This is a genomic window from Spirosoma agri, assembly GCF_010747415.1.
Classification (GTDB): domain Bacteria; phylum Bacteroidota; class Bacteroidia; order Cytophagales; family Spirosomataceae; genus Spirosoma; species Spirosoma agri.
The window spans coordinates 56,987-76,426 of record NZ_JAAGNZ010000008.1 but is presented as its reverse complement, the minus strand read 5'-3'; the positions used below and the strand labels follow the sequence as shown (position 1 = coordinate 76,426).

The following is a 19,440-nucleotide window of genomic DNA, read 5'->3' as shown; positions in this document are numbered from 1 at the left end:
CGCGCTGTCTAATTTTCAATAGTAACTTGAGTTTGTGATACATCCATAGGTTAGCGGAAAGCATGTAGTGTGTTTATGGTATTTTACAAACGTCTACCTAAAAAAGGCCATATCGAAGAGCCAGTGACCAGGAGACCAACACCCGTAAATCACCTGGTCACCAGCTAGAAACAAAGACGCCACTAGTCAGTTCTTGCCTTAGACTGACCCGTTTTTTCTCCTACCCATGCATCTTGAGTCCTTAATTATTACGTACGGCTACCCGATCCTGTTTGTTGGTGTACTACTGGAAGGTGAGGCATTCCTGATCCTGGCCGCTTATCTAGCCCACCGAGGCTACTTCTCCCTGCCCGTGGTGATCGGTCTGGCCGCCCTAGCCTCCTTTACAATGGCCCAGATTTGGTTTGTGCTCGGCGATCGCTTTGGCACCGCTTTACTTAACCGTCGCCCAGCCTGGCAATCGCGTCTGGTTCGGGTAGACACCATGCTACAACGTTACGGCAATAGCTTAGTGCTGGGGTTTCGCGCGCTGCTGGGCTTACGGACTCTGATTCCGGTCGCCATTGGAACATCAGCCTACCCCGCCCGTCAGTTCACGCTACTGAACGGGGTGGGCGCGCTGATCTGGGCCCTGGTTATCGCCTTGGCAGGTAACACGATCGCTCAGGGATTGGAAGTACTGGTCACGGATCTGCGTAAGCATGAACTAGCCGCCGTTGTCGTGATAGCCCTGATGGGTTTAGTTTGGGGGCTGATTCGTCTCTACCGCCAGCCTAAAGTTCCGCTTATAAAAGGTGACTAGCGTAAAGACCTATTAATTTAAGCAGTAAGGGGCCATGCCGCGTACGAGCTGGGTATTTTGGGTTCCTTGACAAAGCCCACGTTAGTTTGGCGAGTAAGCGCTGGCTATGAACCCGCTGAAAGAAACAACCCTTGGTAGTACGAAAGCCACTCGTATTCAACTTGTTGCAAAGTCTTCTGCCGGGAGATGTAACTCTTAATCGTCAACACAGCCCGCTGATTGTTTTCATTCGTGGCCGCTTTGACGTTAATAGCGTCAACTCCTTTTTGCTGGGCTTAGGGCGTCAAGTTTTCGGGCTTACCAAGTATTGCCCCTTTCGCAATTTTAGCCTGCAACGCGGCTTTGGTCCGACTGCTGATCAGTTCCCGCTCGTGCTGGGCTAGTGTTGCAAAGATTCCGATGGTCAGAGTATTGGCATCGGGCATATCGACACATTGAAAGTTGACCCCCGAATCCCTCAGCGTGAATATGAACGAAGCGTTCCGGCTCAGTCGATCAAGTTTGGCAATGACCAGCACCGCGCCCTCTTTCTTTGCCCGATCAATAGCCGCTGTCAGCTGAACCCGTTGATTGTTCTTTCCAGATTCGACTTCGGTGTATTCGGCAACGATAGCCGCTCTGCGGTCCGATTCTTTGACGAAGTTAGCTACTGCGTAGCGTTGCCCTTCCAAGCCTAAGCCTGAATCACCCTGCGCCCTGGTCGATACCCGGTAGTAAGCGACATACTTAGCCAGTCCGGTACTGCTAGTTGTGGAGTTCTGTTTCTTTGCCATCGCGGTAGGTGTTGTTCCTTGATCGTTTCGTTCAGGATTTATAGCCGGCCTTGAATTCAACAAGTGGAATCACCCAAAAGTAGGGGTAAAAATGGGTTGTTTTACACTCGTTGAACGGTCGTTTAAGCCCTGTAAAACCAAAAATAAGACCGATTTACTGCACTATTATCACTCAATACAATTGATAAGTTTGACTAAAGTAGCCGGGCGGAGATGACACGTTACGAATTACGAACCATCAACGACTGTTACCGGTCTGTAACCCCTACGCAGATTCAAAGGATCATTTCTTCTGTCTCGCAATAACTGCAACCTAACTGGTCCTCCATAGGAATAGAATAAGGCGTTAAAACTAATGGCTGATTTTTAGTAGATTGATGTCGTTTTTCTATCTCCTGCGGGCTACCAAATTCAACTTTCACTAATTAGTTACGCTAAATAATTAACAGCTAAAGGAGAATACTGTGAGTAGTTATGATTCCGAACGGCCCGCAACCAGAGGAACAAGACACGAAGCCTTATCCATCTTTTAGGCGAGTAGAAAGCGCAAGGAACCGCTTATGGCGGAACCCAGCAGCCGGTTGATGACCCAAAACGCAACGGAGTGCCGTGGACAAGCACCCACACAGGACGCTGGTATACTGGTGCATTCTTTTTGGTCCAGGATGAGCAGGCGCGTCCGGGTGGGGAGGTTTTCGACACGTTAAGTGTGATGGGCGTTGACCCGCAAACGGGACACTATTTTGCCCGCTCTTTTGAGAATCACGGTTTTTACCGGCATTATGATGTTTCAGCTGAGGGCAACAGCCGGACTTTTTTCGGTGAACACGAACGGGCCCGCATCGAATTTAGTGAGGATAACCGCAAGCAACTGATTGTTTGGGAATGGAAACCACAGGATCAATGGCTACCGCTTTGTGATCGCACGGCGACTAGAATTGACTAACGTCTGTCTGGAAAGTCAATGCAGCGTTTTAGCCGTGGAAATCTGTTTCAATAGCCGAAAATGCTGCTTTCCCTTCAACGTGCTTGCTTCTTCTGGTTTGATCATGGGTTTGGCTGAGCTTTTCCGCAATTTCAGCCTAGGTCATTCCTTTACTCCGGTAAAGTATGGCCAGTTCGGTAGCTTGACATTTGCTTTGCGAGTAGTCACGTTATCGACTCGGATCGATTCCCCTTTTTGAATGGCCTGCAAGGTGACCTTTTCAGGCTTCCCCGTTTAGAACCTTAAATTTTCTTTTGTACCAGGTACACGTGGTACACCCAGGGAATACCGATAATCGAACAACACACGGACTGCGGAAGCCGCTTGGCGTAGCCGATCAGCCAAGAAGTGGAGACCCTATTGGTTCTCAACAAGTAATCGCAGGAACGAATAAGAATGGCAGGATCAATTTGGGATTGGCAAGCGGTGTGTAACGGATTGAGTTAGCCAAGAATTTAATCGATAGTCCAGTTAAAGAAGCAATAAGTACGGTATAGTAGCAGGTGCTAAACCTTTAGTGAAATAGCGGTTTGTGTGTTTTCAATGACCAATCGGCTAAAAACGGTTAGTTATGGCTAAATAGCCAGAACCATCCTGATAAATGATTGACCCCAAGGAAGAGCTATTGGCTCTTGACTACGCTGAGTTGCTAGTTCCTTTTATCACACAAGTAGGTATAAGAATATCATGCACAAGCTGGACATAAAAATTGCGGCCCGCACTTTTTTAAAGGAAAAATGGTACAATTTCCTAAATATTACGGGCTTGTCGCTGGGCTTAGCCGCCTTTATCTTCGTCACCCTATACGTTGATCAGGAGACTAGCTACGACCAATGGAATGATCAGATTGGTCGTATCTTTTTGGTCGAACGCGAACTGCCTAACGGGCCTTCTCCCTATACGCCTGGCAAATTAGCGGCCGCTATAAAAAACCAGTGTCCCGAAATAGAAGAAACAGGACGAATCAATACCGCTTTATTTCAAATTCCGTTTTATACCGCTTCGGGAAAGTACCTGATTAAAAAGTGGGTAGGTGCGGATTACTCAATTGCTAAAATACTAGGAATCAAGCCCAAAGATTTCAATCTAAATACGACTAGCGGTACGCCAACAACACTACTCTCAAAGCGAACGGCAGATGTACTTTTTCCCGACGATAGGACTGTTCATAATAAGACCGTGACGATGCTATCAAAATCGGGAATCTCCCTGATGATTAGTGGTGTGGCTCAAGAGCCACTCGGCAACACGAATCTAAGCTTCGACTGTATTGGTTTCAGCGATGACATTACCCAGGGGAAAGACCAGAGCTTTACCAGCCAGATTTATCAAACTTACGTCCTGGTAAGACCTAATACAGACATTCGTTTGTTAGCCCAAAAAATAGATAAAGTCTACCGGGAAGCGGCTTCAGCCGATACCAGCCAAGTAGCGAAAGAAGCCTTACGCTTATCAAAAGCAACGATTTATCTAGACCCCTTGGCCAACCTGCACTTGAAACCCCACTACGGCTCTGCGGTGAATGACCAGATGATAAAAGGCCTGGCCCTATTAGCCATTACCATCCTGATTATTTCAGGCGTAAATTTTACCAATCTTTACATTGCTCAAGCGGCCAGGCGCGCAAAAGAAGTCGGTGTCAAAAAAGTAAACGGCATCAGTCGCCGGCAGATTATCGGCCAATTTCTAATAGAAATATTTATTCAATGCTGTTTTGCATTGCTCATTTCGTTAGGCATCGTACAGCTCGGTTTACCGTACGTTAATCAGTTGTTGGCTAGTAACCTGTTGTTCTCTGGATTAAATCTGACCATACTGGGGCAGCTAACATTGACATTGCTGGTTCTAACCGCAATTGCCGGTATTTATCCTGCGCTGTTGATGGCGGGGGTTTCGCCAGCGGCTGTGCTGAGAGGTAGTCCGTTGACGAACGTTGGGTCGCTCACTCGAATACGAAGTTCACTAATCCTGTTTCAATTTACGTTTGCCATCGGGTTTGCCATCCTTCTGATGGTCATTCATGAGCAGATTTCGTTTATGAGATCTGAAAATCCAGGCTTTACCGCTAAGCAGGTTGTTTACATAGATAATATGGGTATTTATAACCAGCCTAGCCAATTTGAAACCGTCAGTAACCAAATTAGAGCGCTACCGGGGGTAAAAAACGTAACCGTGGCCTCGAATGTGCCGGGTGGCATCCTGCCCGCCACGTATGAATATATCCTGGATCATAAGGCGTATGCGATGCAGACCGTCGCCGTTGGTTACCACTACTTCGAAACCTTGACGATTGCGCTAAAAGAGGGGCAGTCTTTTGCTTCATCTTTTGCCGTCGATTCAGCCAGTGCTGTCATCAATGAGACGGCCGCCAAGGCAATGGGTTTAAAAAATCCGATTGGTACAACGTTGAAAGGTGCTGCTGGTAACTACCGAATAATTGGTGTGGCGGCTGACGTCAACGAGCAGGGGTTTGAATCAGGTATTCAGCCCATGATCTATGTTATGAGCGCTGCGCCTGGAGTGACTAAAACTCAAATTATGATCCAGACTGACAGTAAGGCTATGGTCCCTTTGTTAGCCACTTTACAGCATCAGTGGCGTAGTATCAATAAACTGGATGGGGATAACTTTAATTATCATTTTCTGGACGAGTTATATGGACACCTCTTTCGAAAACAGGAACAGCTACAAGCCGTGCTAAGTGGTTTTTCGACGTTGGCTATATTCATTGCCTCGCTGGGTCTTTTCGCCTTAGCCGCCCAGTCGATTCGCTACCGCATGAAGGAGATTGCGATTCGAAAGGTGTTCGGTGCCAAAGGCCAGCAGTTAGTCCTACCGTTAAGTAAGCCATTTTTCTATATGGTTTTGCTGGCCAACGGGGTGGCGTGGCCCCTCTCCTGGCTAGTGGCCGATACCTGGTTAGAAAGCTTCGCCTATCACATTGAGGTTAGTGTCTTTCCGTTCGTGATAGCCCTGGCAATTTCCCTGGTGATCGTTAGCGTTACGGTTTGTGGTCAACTTATAGGGGCTGTTGGGGTCAACCCAGTGGTTAAGCTAAAGATGTAATGGCTGTTGCCAAATAGTGTAGTGGCCTGTTGAGCAGCCCCTACTGTATTGACTTGATTTGAGGTGTAGATAAGTGATTGTTTAACCTAGTGAAGGGTTAGCCTTGGCCTCTGGCAGCACTGTCTATTTGATTAACAAACAATGGCGTCGGTACTTTTTTGTACAAGCACGGGTCTTTTTAAACGCCCAAATTATTGACACGTAATCGTCTCGTGTGGGAGCGTTTAATAAGACTTGGCTATTGTGCCTAACGATAGCACCAACTGAACGGTATATTCCGCCGGTTTGCGAGTAATTGATAAGCGGTGGTCTGGGTAAAGTAAGGCAAGCCGTTTGCCAACATTACTCAGGCTTAATCCGCCTGACGTAGCATCAGCGGTCGTCGGTTGGCTATTGCTCACCTCCAGGTGTAGGGTGGTTGCCTGTAGATGCACACGTGTCCGTATCCACGTTCGCTGACTGCTCCTGGCCAGGCCGTGCTTAAAAGCATTCTCCACAAACGTGATGAGAATGAACGGGGCAATTTGCAAATTCTCGTCTACCCGATCAGGCAGCTCCAGACTAAGCGCAAGCCGTTTTGTCGCCCGGGTTTGTTCCAGTGATACGTAGTCTCGAATGAACTGAAACTCCTTGTGAAGTGCGACAAACGCCCCGCCCGTTTCGTAGAGCGTATACCGCATCAACCCGGATAATTGGTGCACCAGCAGGGCTGCTTGTGGATTGTCCTCCTCGGTTAACGCATAAATGCTGTTCAGCGTATTGAACAGAAAATGCGGATTGACTTGACTTTTGAGATAATTGAATTCAAGCTGCGTATTCTGTTGCTGGAGTTGCGCATTCTGCAGCTGCGCCGAGCGATTATCGTATAATCCTTTGAAGGCCAGTAATAGCGATGGATAAGCAAACGACATCGTAAAATTCCAGATGAATAAGGGTGGACTTTTGAAGAGGCCTATCGGACCGTGTGCGACCATCAATCGCCATTGGTCAGCCATATCCGACTGATTACTGTATCTCGCTGGAAAGCCAACCGTCTGGTGAAGCCAGATGAAGCTCGCATAATTGGTGATATACACTAGCGCGTAGGTCAACAGGATTACGGCTAGCAAGGGGAACGGCCGGAACTGGTACAAGAACCGGTGAAACAGCCAATACCCAAATCCGTAAAAAATGCTCGACGGCAAAACCAATTGCAGATAGAGCATATACCGGCCTACGCGCCCGTACCGCTCGATCAGACCCAACAGCGGTCCATCGCTACTGAGCAGAAAATAAAGGATGAGTACCGGCAACAGCCGCCGAGCAATCTGACGGATTGGCCCAGGGTTCAGAAACGGTGAATTTATCAATGAATACATAACCAAAAATCGCGATCTATACCTGCCCGCCACCAGATTTTCGATGAACAGGCGATTTATTTCGGTGAAACCAGCCCTAAACGCTTGGTCGAATATACGGGCTACTTCACCGAATAAACTCGTGCCAGGGAGACCGCCAAGACTAGGTTTGTGTCATCAATCAACAGACCTAAGTCTCGTTATGAAAACGCTACTCATTTTCTTGCTGACCCTGGTAACGGCCTGGACCATGGCTCAACCGATCAAACCAAACAGTCAGGTCAACCGGGCTTCAGCAGGCCCGAAACCTGTGACAACCCGGCAACAGACTGAAACGATTACTGTTTTGGGTGACCAGGCGGTGACGCTCGATCTGGATAATTTTGACCACTTCCGTCAGCAGATGATGCCGCTTATTAACCAGATGGCCGCGAAAAAATTGGTCGGATTAGGTGAAGGAACGCACGGTACTAGCGAATTCTACAAAATCCGGTACTGGATCACCAAAATTCTAGTAGAGGAAAAAGGGTTCAATCAGGTTGTTTTCGAGAATGATTATGCGGATTCGTATCGGCTTAATCAGGCGATGCCACGGGCTTCTGCTTCCGAGCTTGATGCGCTCATGAAGCAGTATCTGCTGGCGATCTGGCGCAATCAGGAGGTTAAGGAATTGCTGAGCTGGATACAAACGCACAATCGGAGCGCCAAGAAGCCGGTTACGTTTGGCGGTATGGATGCCATGTTTATGAGCAACGATGCCAGGGTGTTACAGGAACTCACTCGTCGGTTTCAGCATGCTGAAACCGACAACCTAACCCAATTATTAGTTAAACTGGCCGTTACCCGCGACTCAATCTGGTATAATGCTAATCGGAAAGATTTTGCTATTCCCGATTCGGTATCCAATGCTAATTTGGTTCAGGGATACGAGACCATTAAAAAACTGGAACCCATATTGGCCCGTTTGCCCCTATCCACTCAGCAACGGGATGTCGCGATGAATATGGCCAAAAATATTTTCCTTCAGTTAGCAGGCCCTTATACGTATATCACCAAAAAAATAGGGTCGTTTGATCGAGATAGTTGTATGGCGGTAATGGCCACGCGTTTTTTGCACAAGCCTGAAGACAAGGTCATTATCTGGGCTCACGATTTTCACGTTGCCCATACGTCCATTTATGATGGCGCAGTTGGCGGAACAGGCGGCTATATTGAGCAAATGTACCCTGGTCAGTATTTTGCGTTGGGAACGGGCACTGCAACAGGCACATTTGCCGCTACCGATGACCGCTTTATCACCCACGCCAGCCAGATGAAGACCGTTTCCTTGGCCATACCCGCTGACAGCCTATGGGAAGGCCAATTGGCACAGGCCAGTGCTCCCGCTTTCTACATGGACCTGGCAAAATGGCCAAAGGAATCTACCAACCTGACCTATCGAGCGGTTGGTTACGGCCCAAAGAGTGGCAAAAGTACCCACGATAAAAGTCATCCGGTGAGCGAGCTGTTCGACGCGTATCTATTTATCCGGGATACGAAAGCCGCTCAATTTATTAAGTAAGCAGCCTATAATGAATGGGATGCCGATTTTTACAAAGGGCATCCCATTCATGCTTTAATGCACTAACCATTGTCGAATCCGATCTTTTACCATATCGCGGTAGTTGGGTCCAATGGTCAGAGTACATCCCGTCGATAGGATGACTGAGTTACCGTCAAGTGTTTTAATGTGCCGAAGCTGGACCAGATAGGAGCGGTTAATCCGAAGGAAGCAATCCGCGGGTAAACGGTCGGCCAGTTTTGTCATGGTCAAGTGCGTCACCACGTAGCGATCTAAACGAAAGACCTTCAGGTAATCGCCCAGCGCTTCGACCAATACGATCTCGTCAACTTGAATCTGCTCAAGTTTTTTATCGGTTTTCAAGTATATAAACTCCGCCATTGGCCCAACTAAAATGGCCTGGGCGAGGGTATTGGTTGATGTAGGGGGGTAAGCGGTAGGTATCAATTCATTGCGTTGCCCCGCCACTTTTTCCTGAACTCGGTCAATCGCTTTGAGGAAGCGATCGAAAGTAATTGGTTTAAGCAAGTAGTCGGTTACGCCCAGATCAAATCCTTCGAGGGCGTGGTTGGGATCGGCCGTTGTTAGCACAAACGCCGGTCGTGGAGCCGCATACGCCCGCAGTAATTCCAGGCCCGTCATTTCGGGCATATTGATGTCGAGGCAAATCAAATCTGGTCGAATGGTGGATAGTTGCTCAAAGGCAACCACCGCATCATCGAAGGTAGCTACCAGTTCCAGCGATGAAATTCGGCGAATGTATTTTTGAAGCAGTTGCTGAGCCAGAGGTTCGTCTTCAACGATAGCGCAACGAAGCGAACTAGACATAGGTAGTCGATGAAGGTCAGACCCCTAAGTTATCATTTGTTATTTTACGCGCCTTTCAAAAAGTTAACAACCAGGGCTAAATGTCTATCACCCTCTTATTTAACGCCCGTTTTCCCCAAACAGCCTATCTCCCTCCCAGAAGTTCTACCCGGACATTAGTAGCAATCTCAAATTGCCGTCTCACTAATCAACTGCTTGTTCTCATCGTGGCGATGAGTTTGTGCGACATTTACGAGTAATTGTCGCTTGCCTTGGCCTGAGTGAGAAACCGACGTTTTCATGGACGGTTCCCTTTGCAATAATTAAGACTTTATTTAATTGATAGTCTACACGTTTCTTTATTTAACAAAGGCACCTTCCTTCCTTTTACTATACGGATTTTAACTAAAAAAATGGTTGGCTAGCTAATTCTAATACTAGGTAAGTTGACTGCATATACAAAAACAATAGGAACGTCCAGTCAGCTTTCACACTATACGCACTATAAGTAAAGAAAACTCAGCTTCCCTGAATCCCATTAAACTGAGGATGTCATTCTCAAGTTTACATCCTGATGCGCGTCAATGATGAACTGATCCTTTTTTTTACAGTCCTTAAATGGCTATTTATTGCCAGCCTCATCGGTTGTCTGGTTGGTTTTGTCGCGTCGGGATTTATTCTCTTTCTTCACTACGTCATTGAGCAAAGCAATCACTACCAACGGATTTTTTATCTGTTGCCGCTGAGTTTTTTTCTCGCCAATCTGCTCAGCCAGTTCGTTCTGAAAAGACACTTGGGAACCGATACCCTGATTGACGCAATCAATAAACACTACGGTAAACTGGAGGGTAGTTTTATCCCAACGAAAGTCGTTAATGTGGTCCTGATACTGGCCACGGGGGGCTCGGCGGGAAAAGAAAGCCCCTGCGCCCAGATTGGGGCGGGCATCGGCAGCGTGTGCGCCAACCTGTTTCGAGTCGATGATGCTGATCGCCGGAAGATGGTCCTCTGCGGCTTTTGCGCTGGATTTGCCTGTGTCTTCGGCGCGCCCATGGCGGGGGCTTTATTTGGGATCGAGGTGCTGGCCGTTGGGGTTATTTTTTATGACGTGTTACTACCCGCCTTCATTGCTTCTCTTACTGCCTATCAGGTTTCGTCGGCCCTGGGTGTCACCTTCTTTTACTATCCTCTGACGTTTATTCCGGCTTTTGGTCAGGGCTTTTTCATTCAGCTTCTGGCGGGGGGGCTCTTTTTTGGCCTGTGCGCCTACACCCTGATTCGGGCTATTCGGCAAAGTACAGCATTTACCAATTCACTTCCGCTCTGGCGACCCTGGAAAGGCTTATTGGGCGGACTTATTCTTGTTGGCTTAACCCTTACGTTTTCACGGGACTACTTGGGGCTGGGTCTGAATCTGATGGAAGACTGCATCAAAGGGCTACAGGTGAGCCCGTATGCGTTTCTGCTTAAAGCTTTGTTTACGATTATTACTTTAAGCATTAGCCGGAGTGGCAGTGTCATTACACCGATCCTGTTTATCGGTGCTACGGCGGGAAGCTTTTTTTCTGACCTGGTTGGGGCAGACCAATCTACGTTCGCGGCTATCGGATTCGTAAGTCTTTTAGCCGGGACAACCAATACACCCATTGCGTCGAGCATCCTGGCGATTGAGTTGTTTGGCGCGACCGTTGCGCCTTATGCAGCCGTGTCCTGTGTTATTAGTTTTCTGATGTCGGGTCATCAAAGCTTATACGCTTCCCAGCGATTAGTCATCCCTAAATCAGAGGCCCTGGCGGCTGAACCCGGGAAGCCAATCGGCAACTTAAAATCGAGTGGCCAACCTACTGAAATACAACTGCCCGCCTGGCTACGACGAATCAGGTTATTTCTCAAAAGATAGACCTGACTAGTAGCGTTGTCAATCAATACTGGCGAGAGCGGGTAAACAGCCAAGCACACGTATGCATGGACTGCTTTCTAATTTTAACGGGCAAGTGGTTTACTTTTGTTAAATTCTTACAATACGGTGTCCTTACGCAGCATGACCCCTCAAGTTATAGCCTTATGAAGATCCTACTTGTTGAAGACGAAGTAAGTCTGGCCTCGTTCATTCGTAAGGGGGTAGAGAGTGAAGGCTATGAAATTGATCTGGCTTACGATGGCGTGGTCGGCAAGAGTTTGGCGGACAACAATACTTACGACGTCATTGTACTGGATGTTAACCTGCCGTATATCAACGGCTTTGAGCTGTGTCGCTATATCAAGCGGGATTCGCCCCGCCAATCGATTATGCTACTAACGGCGCTGGATAGTCTGCCCGATAAAGAAAATGGATTCGGGGCGGGGGCCGATGACTACCTGGTGAAACCCTTCGAATTTCGTGAGCTGATGCTGCGGATCAAAGCACTGGCCCGGCGAAACAGTGACTTTACGGGTATGAAAACAATACTTCGAGTAGCGGATCTGGTACTTGATACCGAAGGGCATTCGGTTACCCGGGCGGGTCAGCGTATCGACCTGACGGCCCGTGAATATGCCTTACTGGAGTACCTGATGATCAATCAGGGACGAACCGTGAGCCGGGTCGACATTGCTGAAAAAGTGTGGGACCTGCATTTTGATACCAATACCAATGTAATTGAGGTGTATATCAATTACCTGCGCAAAAAAATCGATAAAGAGTTCAGCCCGAAGCTGTTGCATACCATTGTGGGCATGGGCTACGTTTTACGCGGCTAGCTATGCAGATCAAACACAAGCTCATTCTCTGGTTCTCCACTCTGGTGGCGAGTATTCTGCTCATTTTTTCGGTCTATGTCTATAGTACCTACGCCAATTTCCGCCAGCGATCCATTGAGGACCGGCTGGCGCGCAAAGCCCGCGTCACCGAGCAATTGCTGACACTTAAAGGAGCGGTGGCAGGTAGTGTCATTACGTCCATGCCCGAGCAGGTTGAGTTTGTTTATTCCCCCGCCGACAGTTTGATGTATGCCAGTCAGCCAGCCAACGATTTTGTGGCCTCGGCTGCATTTCGGCAGCGCGTTCGGCGCGAGCGGCTGATTCGGTTTAGCTACAAGAGTCCCGGCCATACCTACCCCAAAGATGGCGTCGCGCTGACCTACGCGGGTGTCTCGCCCGCTCCCGATGGCCGGCAATACGTAGCCATTGCTACCGCCTATGATCAGGATGGGTATCAGCGCCAGAAGGATCTGCGCGACCTGTTTATCGGGGGTAATGTGGTGGCTATTGGCCTGGTGATTTTGCTGGGATACGTCTTTTCCCGGCAGGCCCTCAAACCGCTCAACAACCTGATCGATCAGATTAATACGCCCGCAGCCAGTCCATTGCCCTTCCGGCTCCAGGCTGATAATCCGCAGGACGAAGTAGGCGTACTGGCCCAGGCCTTCAATGACTTGCTCACCCGGCAGGAGCGGCTGGTAGAGAATCAACGTTCCTTTATTGCTCAGGCTTCGCACGAACTACGCACCCCGCTAACGACGATTAAGGGCTGGCTGGAAACGTCCATTTTGTATGACAGCGACGCCGATAATATCAAGCGGGGTATGGCTAAAGCGGTTAGTGAACTGGACAAACTGACTGCGTTAGCCAATGGTCTGCTGCAACTGGCCCGCATTGATGGCGTTGATGCGCAGCTCGACCGCCAACCCCTCGAACTGGTCGACATGGTGCTCGATGCGGCTGATACCCTGGGCAAGCAACGCGTCGGGCAAGCCTTGTCCGTTCAACTCAGCGATGGTATCCTCGAACAGCCAATGCCCGTTACGGTATGGGGTAACGCGTACCTGCTCAAAACAGCCCTGCTGAATCTGTTGGACAATGCGGCCAAATACTCCGATGGGCAGCCCGTTACGCTGCTGCTGGAAATGGATACCGAAGAAAGGGTTCGTGTCCGCATCGAAGACCGGGGTATCGGCCTGACGCCGGGTGAAGAGGATCGGGTGTTACTGCCATTGGTCCGCGGGTCTAACGTACAGGCCATCGATGGGTTCGGGATTGGGTTGACCCTGGCCCATCGCATTATTTCCCTGCACCAGGGGCGGCTCCGTCTACGGCCGCGCCCCGGTGGAGGCACCCTCACCGAAGTCATCCTGCCGTTGCATCGGGTATAATACTCTCTAATAACATCTAATCTGGCTCTAATTTCGCTCTAATCTCCTGCCGGTAGCTTTGACCTTATTCATCGAAAAGGCGCATGCTCAGCGGAAATAAACGATATTTTTGGCTACTACCTTACTTGATTAGTTGCTGGACTGGTCAAAGTCTGGCACAATCGGCCGTCAATCCGGCTGGTTCATCAAACCGGATTACGCTACCTGAAGCACTGGAAATGGCCCAGACCAGTTACCCCAGCCTGCGCGGAAAACAAGCCACCATTCGGGCTGCCGAAGCCGATGCCCAGATGTTGAACCTGGCCCTGTTGCCCCAGGCCGGTGTGCAGGCGCAGACCTTGAATGCTACCTCCAATCAGGTTCGCGGAGCCTACGTGTCCAATGGGGGGCTGCTGCTGCCGATATCGGGCGTACGGACCGATGGATTTAATAACCAGGCTACCTGGACCAGCGGGGTGTCGATGGTCGTGGATTGGGAAGCCATTACGTTTGGTCGCCGGCAGGCCCGGCGGAGTCAGGCCCGATTGGCGATTGAACAGGCGAACGCTGATTATGAAGGGGAACTGTTCACTCACCAGGTACGGGTTTGTGACGCCTATCTGTTAGCGCTGAATGCCAAAAAATCGGTGGACATCCAAACCGCCAATCTTCAACGGGCGCAGGAGCTTCAGCGGATCATTCGGGCCAGTACGGAGGGTGGCCTACGACCAGGCATCGACAGTGCCGTGGCCAATGCCGAAGTGGCCCGGGCCCGGCTGCAAGTGCTGGAGAGTCAGCAGGTAGCTCAGCAACAGGTACTTCGGTTAACCGAATTGATTGGTCAGCCCAATCCGACCGCGCAACTGGACTCTATGGCGTTTTATAACCAGCTCCCTCAACTGCCCCTGGCGCCCGGCAGCAATCCGGCCCTTCACCCCCAATTACGAGTCTTCCAAAAGACGATTGAACTGGGTCGGGCGAATGAAACCTTGCTAAAGGCGGGGGCACTACCCTCCATTTCGGTGCTGGGATCGCTTCAGGGACGCGGCTCGGGCATCAGTGAACAGGCTCAGCCCGACGGGACGTTCCGAATCGATCCTTCGCTGGGTGCTGGCTTACCCTTACGATCTTATAATTATATACTTGGGGTGACGGCCATCTGGCGGCCCACCGACTTATGGCGAACTAAATATGCGCTGTCGGCCCAAAAGGAACGGGTTAATGCCAGTCAGCAAGCCTACGACCAGCAGGCACTGGGGATTCAGGCCGCTAGTCAAAACGCCATTCTCCAGCTGCAACTGGCGCAGGCCCGCGCCCAGCAGGCCCCTCTGCAACTGGATGCCGCCCAGCAGGCGTATATTCAATCGCAGGCCCGCTATGAATCGGGTCTGGACAATATTCAGGCGCTGACCCAAACGAGTGCGCTGCTCAACCGGGCTGAGGTCGATCAGGCACTGGTGACCAATAGTGTCTGGCGGGCGCTGCTGCTTCGGGCCGCTACGGTCGGTGATTTAGATTCCTTCCTTCAACAACTTCCCCGCTAAACGATCATGATCAAAGCTGCCTTAACCAAACCTATTACGGTGATCGTCGCACTGGCGGGTGTTGTGCTGTTTGCGGTGCTGGCTCTGCTCCAGGTTCCGGTCGATATTTTTCCCCGGCTTAACCTGCCCACGATTTACATTGCCCAGCCCTACGGGGGTATGACCCCCGCTCAGATGGAGGGATTTATTGCGACTCGGTACCAGAATCAGTTGCTCTACGTATCGGGCATTAAAGCGGTGGAGGTGAAAAATATTCAGGGCCTGTGTCTAGTGAAATGTACGTTTTACGAAGACGTTAATATGGCCCAGGTATCGGGCGAAGTAGCCAATCAGGTGAGTCGGGTGATGAACTACCTGCCGCCCGGCACCGTGCCGCCCACGGTTGTGCGATTCGACGCGTCGAGCCTGCCCGTAGGCCAATTAGTGTTCAGCAGCCGCCGGGCATCGCTGGGCGAGATGCAGGATCTGGCCTCGACCCGTATTCGCCCCCTGTTTTCACAGATTCCAGGCGCATCCGCTCCTCCGCCATTCGGGGGTAACGAACGAACCGTGGTGGTGAAAGTCGATCCCGAACGGATGCGCAGCTATGAGTTGACCCCTGACGAAATTGTGCAGTCGGTGGTCAAAAACAACCAGATTTCTCCTGCGGGTAGCGTTCAGATGGGCGATTATACCGTCATGACGCCCAGTAATACGGTACTCGACAAAGTAGGGGAGTTTATGAACATTCCCTTACGGAAAGGGGTTGGGCCAACCGTGTTTCTGCGGGATGTCGCAACAATAGAAGACGCCACCGACATACCCGTAGGCTACGCGCTGGTCAACGGCAAACGGTCGGTTTATATTCCGGTCACTAAAAGCGCCGATGCCTCTACGATGAGCGTTGTGAGCGCGCTGAAAGCCAAACTCACCGAAATGAAAGCGTTACTGCCCGATGATGTGCAGCTCACCTACGAATTTGACCAGTCGGTCTACGTCACGCAGGCCGTGCATAGTCTGGCCGTTGAGGGAGGATTAGGCGCTATCTTGACGGGCCTGATGGTGCTGCTGTTTCTGGGCGACTGGCGCAGTTCGCTGATTGTTATTCTGACGATTCCGGTGTCGATTCTGAGCGCTATTTTGCTGCTCAACTTGACGGGACAGACTATCAATATTATGACCCTGTCGGGTCTGGCGCTGGCCATCGGCATTCTGGTCGATCAGGCAACGGTGGTGATTGAAAACATTCACCAGCACCTGGAGATGGGAAAACCCAAAGCCCGCGCTATTCTGGATGCCTGTCAGGAAATGTCGTTTCCACTGCTGCTCATTACGCTCTGTATTCTGGCCGTTTTCGCCCCGGCTTTTCTGATGACGGGCGTACCTCGGGGCATGTTCCTACCGCTCTCACTATCGGTTGGCTTTTCGATCATTGTCTCCTATGTACTCTCGCAAGTGTTTGTGCCGGTAGTGGCTAACTGGTGGCTCAAAAACCACCAACACGCCAGCCTACACGAGCTAAGCATCCTGCCCGATCTGAATCATCAGCCCGAAACCCAGCAAGAAATATACGAAGAAAAGCATCCCGAAAAAATAACCGGTTTTGAGCGCTTCAAGCTAGGCTATCTACGGTTGCTAGATAGATTGATGGGCCATCGAACGTTGGTCATCAGCGTTTATGTATTGGTTTGTGCGCTCATGATCGGCGTCGGCTTCACCCAGATTGGCCAGGATATGATGCCCCGGCAAACTCACGCGCACCAGTTTCAGCTGCGGATCGTGGGGCCACAGGGTCTACGCATCGAACGGACGGAAGAGCTGACCAAGCGGGTGATTAAGCAGATTGATGCGATTGTGGGAGCCAAAAATGTGTCTATTTCATCGGCCTTTGTGGGGATGACGCCCTCCAGTTACGGCACCAGTGCGCTGTATGTATTCAACTCCGGGCCGCACGAAGCCGTTCTGCAAATTAATCTCTCGGAGGAGTATCCGGTCGAGTCGATGGACGCGCTGAAAGAACAGATCCGTCAGCGGGTTCGTCAGCAGATGCCCAACGTCCAGTTGTCGTTTGAACCCATCGATTTGACCGATAAGATTATGAGTCAGGGGGCCCAAACGCCCATCGAAGTATTGGTGGGCGGCAAAGACCTTACAGAAGGTCAGCACTACGCCAATAAATTGCTGGCCCGTTTGCACGAGATTCCGTACCTGCGTGATCTGCGCATCAACCAGCCGCTTAGTTATCCGACGGTAAAGATTCAGGTGGACCGCGAGCGGGCCGCTCAACTGGGTCTGAGTACCGATGAGATTTCCAAATCGCTGGTGGCCGCGACGTCGTCCAGCCGTTTCACCGCGAAAAATCTATGGCTCGATCAATCGAAAGGATTTGCCTATCAGGTGCAAATTCAGTTAGAGCAGGATCAGATGAAATCGGTGGCTGATATTCAGGCTATTCCCCTGGTAAAAGGGCAAATGCGGCCCACCCTTGGCGACGTAGCGACGATTACGCCCACGACCGTGCCGGGTCAATACGACCGCATTGGTCCCCGGCGGATCATTACCGTATCGGCCAACATCAATAACCAGGATTTAGGCACGGCCACGCGGGATGTACAGGCGGCAATCGCAGCGGCTGGCGATCCACCGAAAGGCTCCGTGGTTGAATTACGGGGATTGGCGCAACTGCTTCAGGAAACACTCAGCAGCCTGCAATTCGGACTAGGGCTGGCCATTGTCGTAATCTTTCTGTTGCTGGCGGCCAACTATCAATCTTTTAAAGTGGCCAGCGTCGTGCTGGTTAGCATTCCGGCCGTGCTGGCGGGCTCACTCACGCTGCTTTTAGTAACGGGTCAGACGCTGAATCTGCAATCCTACATGGGCATTATCATGTCAGTGGGCGTGTCGGTGGCGAATGCGTTGTTGCTGGTGACCAACGCCGAATCCCTGCGGCTACGGTACCGGGATGCCCGGGCGGCTGCGCGGGTGGCGGGGGCCGCCCGGCTAAGACCGATTTTAATGACTGCCCTGGCCATGATTGCCGGGATGATTCCGATGGCCAGTGGGCTGGGTGAGTCCGGCGAACAAACCGCTCCGCTGGGTCGGGCCGTGATTGGGGGTCTGTTTTTTTCGACGATTGCGGCTCTGCTGATTCTACCCGTCGTTTTTGCGGCCATACAACGTAAAACAGCGTTCGATTCGCCCTCCCTTGACCCGGATGATCCGACCAGTACAGTCTACGATGGTAATTCCAGAGTACCTGCTGAGTCGACCGAAACCACACTTACCTACTAACCAGCCGATCAAAATTATGCATCTATATTCTGTTCTCCGCCTTGGTTTGCACGTAGCGCTTATTACCGGTATGGGATTTCTGTTGAGCCAGTGCGGTAACTCATCCGCCGAAAAAAGCCGGATGGACGAAGCGCCCGTTGAGGAAGAAATTCGGTACGAAGCCATTCGGGTGGCGGCTTCCCGGCCCGCATCGGAGCTAAACCTGCCGGGTGAGCTGGAAAGCTATTACGAAACGGACCTGTACCCTCGCGTTAGTAGCTACGTCAAAGCGCTGCACGTCGATATTGGTGATCAAGTCAGGAAAGGGCAGGTCCTGGCCGAGCTGGAAGCCCCCGAACTGACGGCCAACCTGACCGAAGCGTATTCGAAAGTGAAAGCCGCTGAAGCCGTTTACGGAGCCAGTAAAGGCATTTTTCTGCGCGTACTGCGGACCAGCCGCACATTAGGAGCCATTTCGCCCGTCGATCTGGAAACGGCCCGAACCAAAGCCATATCGGATAGTCTGGGCGTCGTGGCGGCTAATGCCCATTATAGTTCGGTGCAGCAACTGGTGAGTTATCTCAAAATTACGGCTCCCTTCACGGGTGTTATTACCGACCGTCGCCTGTCGCCGGGTGCTTTTGTCGGGCCGGGCGGGCAGAACGGCGTCCCCATGCTGAAAATCAAACAACTCGACCGGCTACGCCTGCGCATCGCGGTTCCAGAAGCGTACCTGGGTGATATTCGCCGGGGCAATCCGGTTCAATTTTCGGTTCGTAGCTTTCCGAATCAAACCTTTACGGGACGGATCAATCGCATCGCCAACAGCGTGCGGCCCGAAACCCGTTCGGAACTGGTCGAAATCGATTTTCAGAATAAAGGCGGTAAGTTAAAACCCGGTATGTTTGCTTCGGTTCGTTTGCCCGTAAGCTCCTCCCGTGAGGGGAGCTTGTACGTACCCAAATCCGCTGTCATCAGTACGCTGGATCAGACATTTGTTCAGAAAGTGGTGGCTGGTAAAGCCGTTCGGGTGAGTGTCCAGAAAGGCGACGATTCGGCGGGTCAAATGCAAATATTTGGTGATCTAAAGGCGGGTGACGTTATCCTGAAAACGGCCAGCGAAGACCTCGCCGACCGGGCACCCGTTAAAACACAGCTTGTCAGTCGGTAATGTCTTATCCAGTATTCATCGAAGCTTTTGTTTGAC

General features: G+C 50.8%; 13 protein-coding genes. 10 read left to right on the top strand and 3 right to left on the bottom strand.

Annotated features, from left to right (window positions below; all coding sequences use genetic code 11):
• Positions 1 to 226 precede the first annotated feature (226 nt).
• The gene (locus GK091_RS28135; RefSeq protein ID WP_164044078.1) at positions 227 to 802 is read left to right on the top strand and encodes a DedA family protein; all 576 of its coding nucleotides are present in this window, start codon (positions 227 to 229) and stop codon (positions 800 to 802) included.
• Positions 803 to 1,077: 275 nt separating this feature from the next.
• Here GK091_RS28135 and GK091_RS29990 read toward each other — a convergent pair whose 3' ends face one another.
• Entirely contained in the window at positions 1,078 to 1,575 is a 498-nt protein-coding gene (locus tag GK091_RS29990; protein ID WP_317166374.1) for a recombinase family protein, read from the bottom strand.
• 604 nt (positions 1,576 to 2,179) lie between these two features.
• Here GK091_RS29990 and GK091_RS28125 point away from each other — a divergent pair.
• Positions 2,180 to 2,521, top strand: a complete 342-nt coding sequence (locus GK091_RS28125; RefSeq protein WP_164044077.1) for a DUF1579 domain-containing protein — start codon at positions 2,180 to 2,182, stop codon at positions 2,519 to 2,521.
• A gap of 726 nt (positions 2,522 to 3,247) precedes the next feature.
• Positions 3,248 to 5,626, top strand: a complete 2,379-nt coding sequence (locus GK091_RS28120; RefSeq protein WP_164044076.1) for an ABC transporter permease — start codon at positions 3,248 to 3,250, stop codon at positions 5,624 to 5,626.
• A gap of 224 nt (positions 5,627 to 5,850) precedes the next feature.
• Here the strand turns inward: GK091_RS28120 and GK091_RS28115 are convergent, their stop codons facing one another.
• The gene (locus GK091_RS28115; protein ID WP_164044075.1) at positions 5,851 to 6,984 is read right to left on the bottom strand and encodes a sensor histidine kinase; all 1,134 of its coding nucleotides are present in this window, start codon (positions 6,982 to 6,984) and stop codon (positions 5,851 to 5,853) included.
• 181 nt (positions 6,985 to 7,165) lie between these two features.
• On the opposite strand from GK091_RS28115, the gene GK091_RS28110 reads away from it, so the two are divergent.
• Positions 7,166 to 8,524, top strand: coding sequence for an erythromycin esterase family protein (locus GK091_RS28110; protein ID WP_164044074.1), 1,359 nt, complete (start codon positions 7,166 to 7,168; stop codon positions 8,522 to 8,524).
• 54 nt (positions 8,525 to 8,578) lie between these two features.
• On the opposite strand, the gene GK091_RS28105 is transcribed toward GK091_RS28110, so the two are convergent.
• A complete protein-coding gene (locus GK091_RS28105) occupies positions 8,579 to 9,352 on the bottom strand; it encodes a LytR/AlgR family response regulator transcription factor (RefSeq protein WP_164044073.1) in 774 nt (257 codons plus the stop codon).
• A 553-nt stretch (positions 9,353 to 9,905) separates the two neighbouring features.
• On the opposite strand from GK091_RS28105, the gene GK091_RS28100 reads away from it, so the two are divergent.
• The 6 genes from GK091_RS28100 (at position 9,906) to GK091_RS28075 (ending at position 19,404) form a co-directional block, all read left to right on the top strand.
• Positions 9,906 to 11,231 carry a chloride channel protein gene (locus tag GK091_RS28100; RefSeq protein WP_164044072.1) on the top strand — a complete coding sequence of 442 codons (1,326 nt, stop codon included), beginning with the start codon at positions 9,906 to 9,908 and terminating at the stop codon, positions 11,229 to 11,231.
• 164 nt (positions 11,232 to 11,395) lie between these two features.
• Entirely contained in the window at positions 11,396 to 12,070 is a 675-nt protein-coding gene (locus GK091_RS28095) for a response regulator transcription factor (RefSeq protein ID WP_164044071.1), read from the top strand.
• A 2-nt stretch (positions 12,071 to 12,072) separates the two neighbouring features.
• On the top strand, positions 12,073 to 13,461 hold the full coding sequence (locus tag GK091_RS28090) for a sensor histidine kinase (protein WP_164044070.1): 1,389 nt from the start codon (positions 12,073 to 12,075) through the stop codon (positions 13,459 to 13,461).
• Between the two features lie 125 nt (positions 13,462 to 13,586).
• Positions 13,587 to 14,984 (top strand): TolC family protein, encoded by a 1,398-nt coding sequence (locus GK091_RS28085; RefSeq protein ID WP_246202457.1) that lies wholly within the window; start codon positions 13,587 to 13,589, stop codon positions 14,982 to 14,984.
• Between the two features lie 6 nt (positions 14,985 to 14,990).
• Entirely contained in the window at positions 14,991 to 18,254 is a 3,264-nt protein-coding gene (locus tag GK091_RS28080) for an efflux RND transporter permease subunit (protein WP_164044068.1), read from the top strand.
• Positions 18,255 to 18,270: 16 nt separating this feature from the next.
• Positions 18,271 to 19,404 (top strand): efflux RND transporter periplasmic adaptor subunit, encoded by a 1,134-nt coding sequence (locus GK091_RS28075; protein WP_164044067.1) that lies wholly within the window; start codon positions 18,271 to 18,273, stop codon positions 19,402 to 19,404.
• Positions 19,405 to 19,440 lie beyond the last annotated feature (36 nt).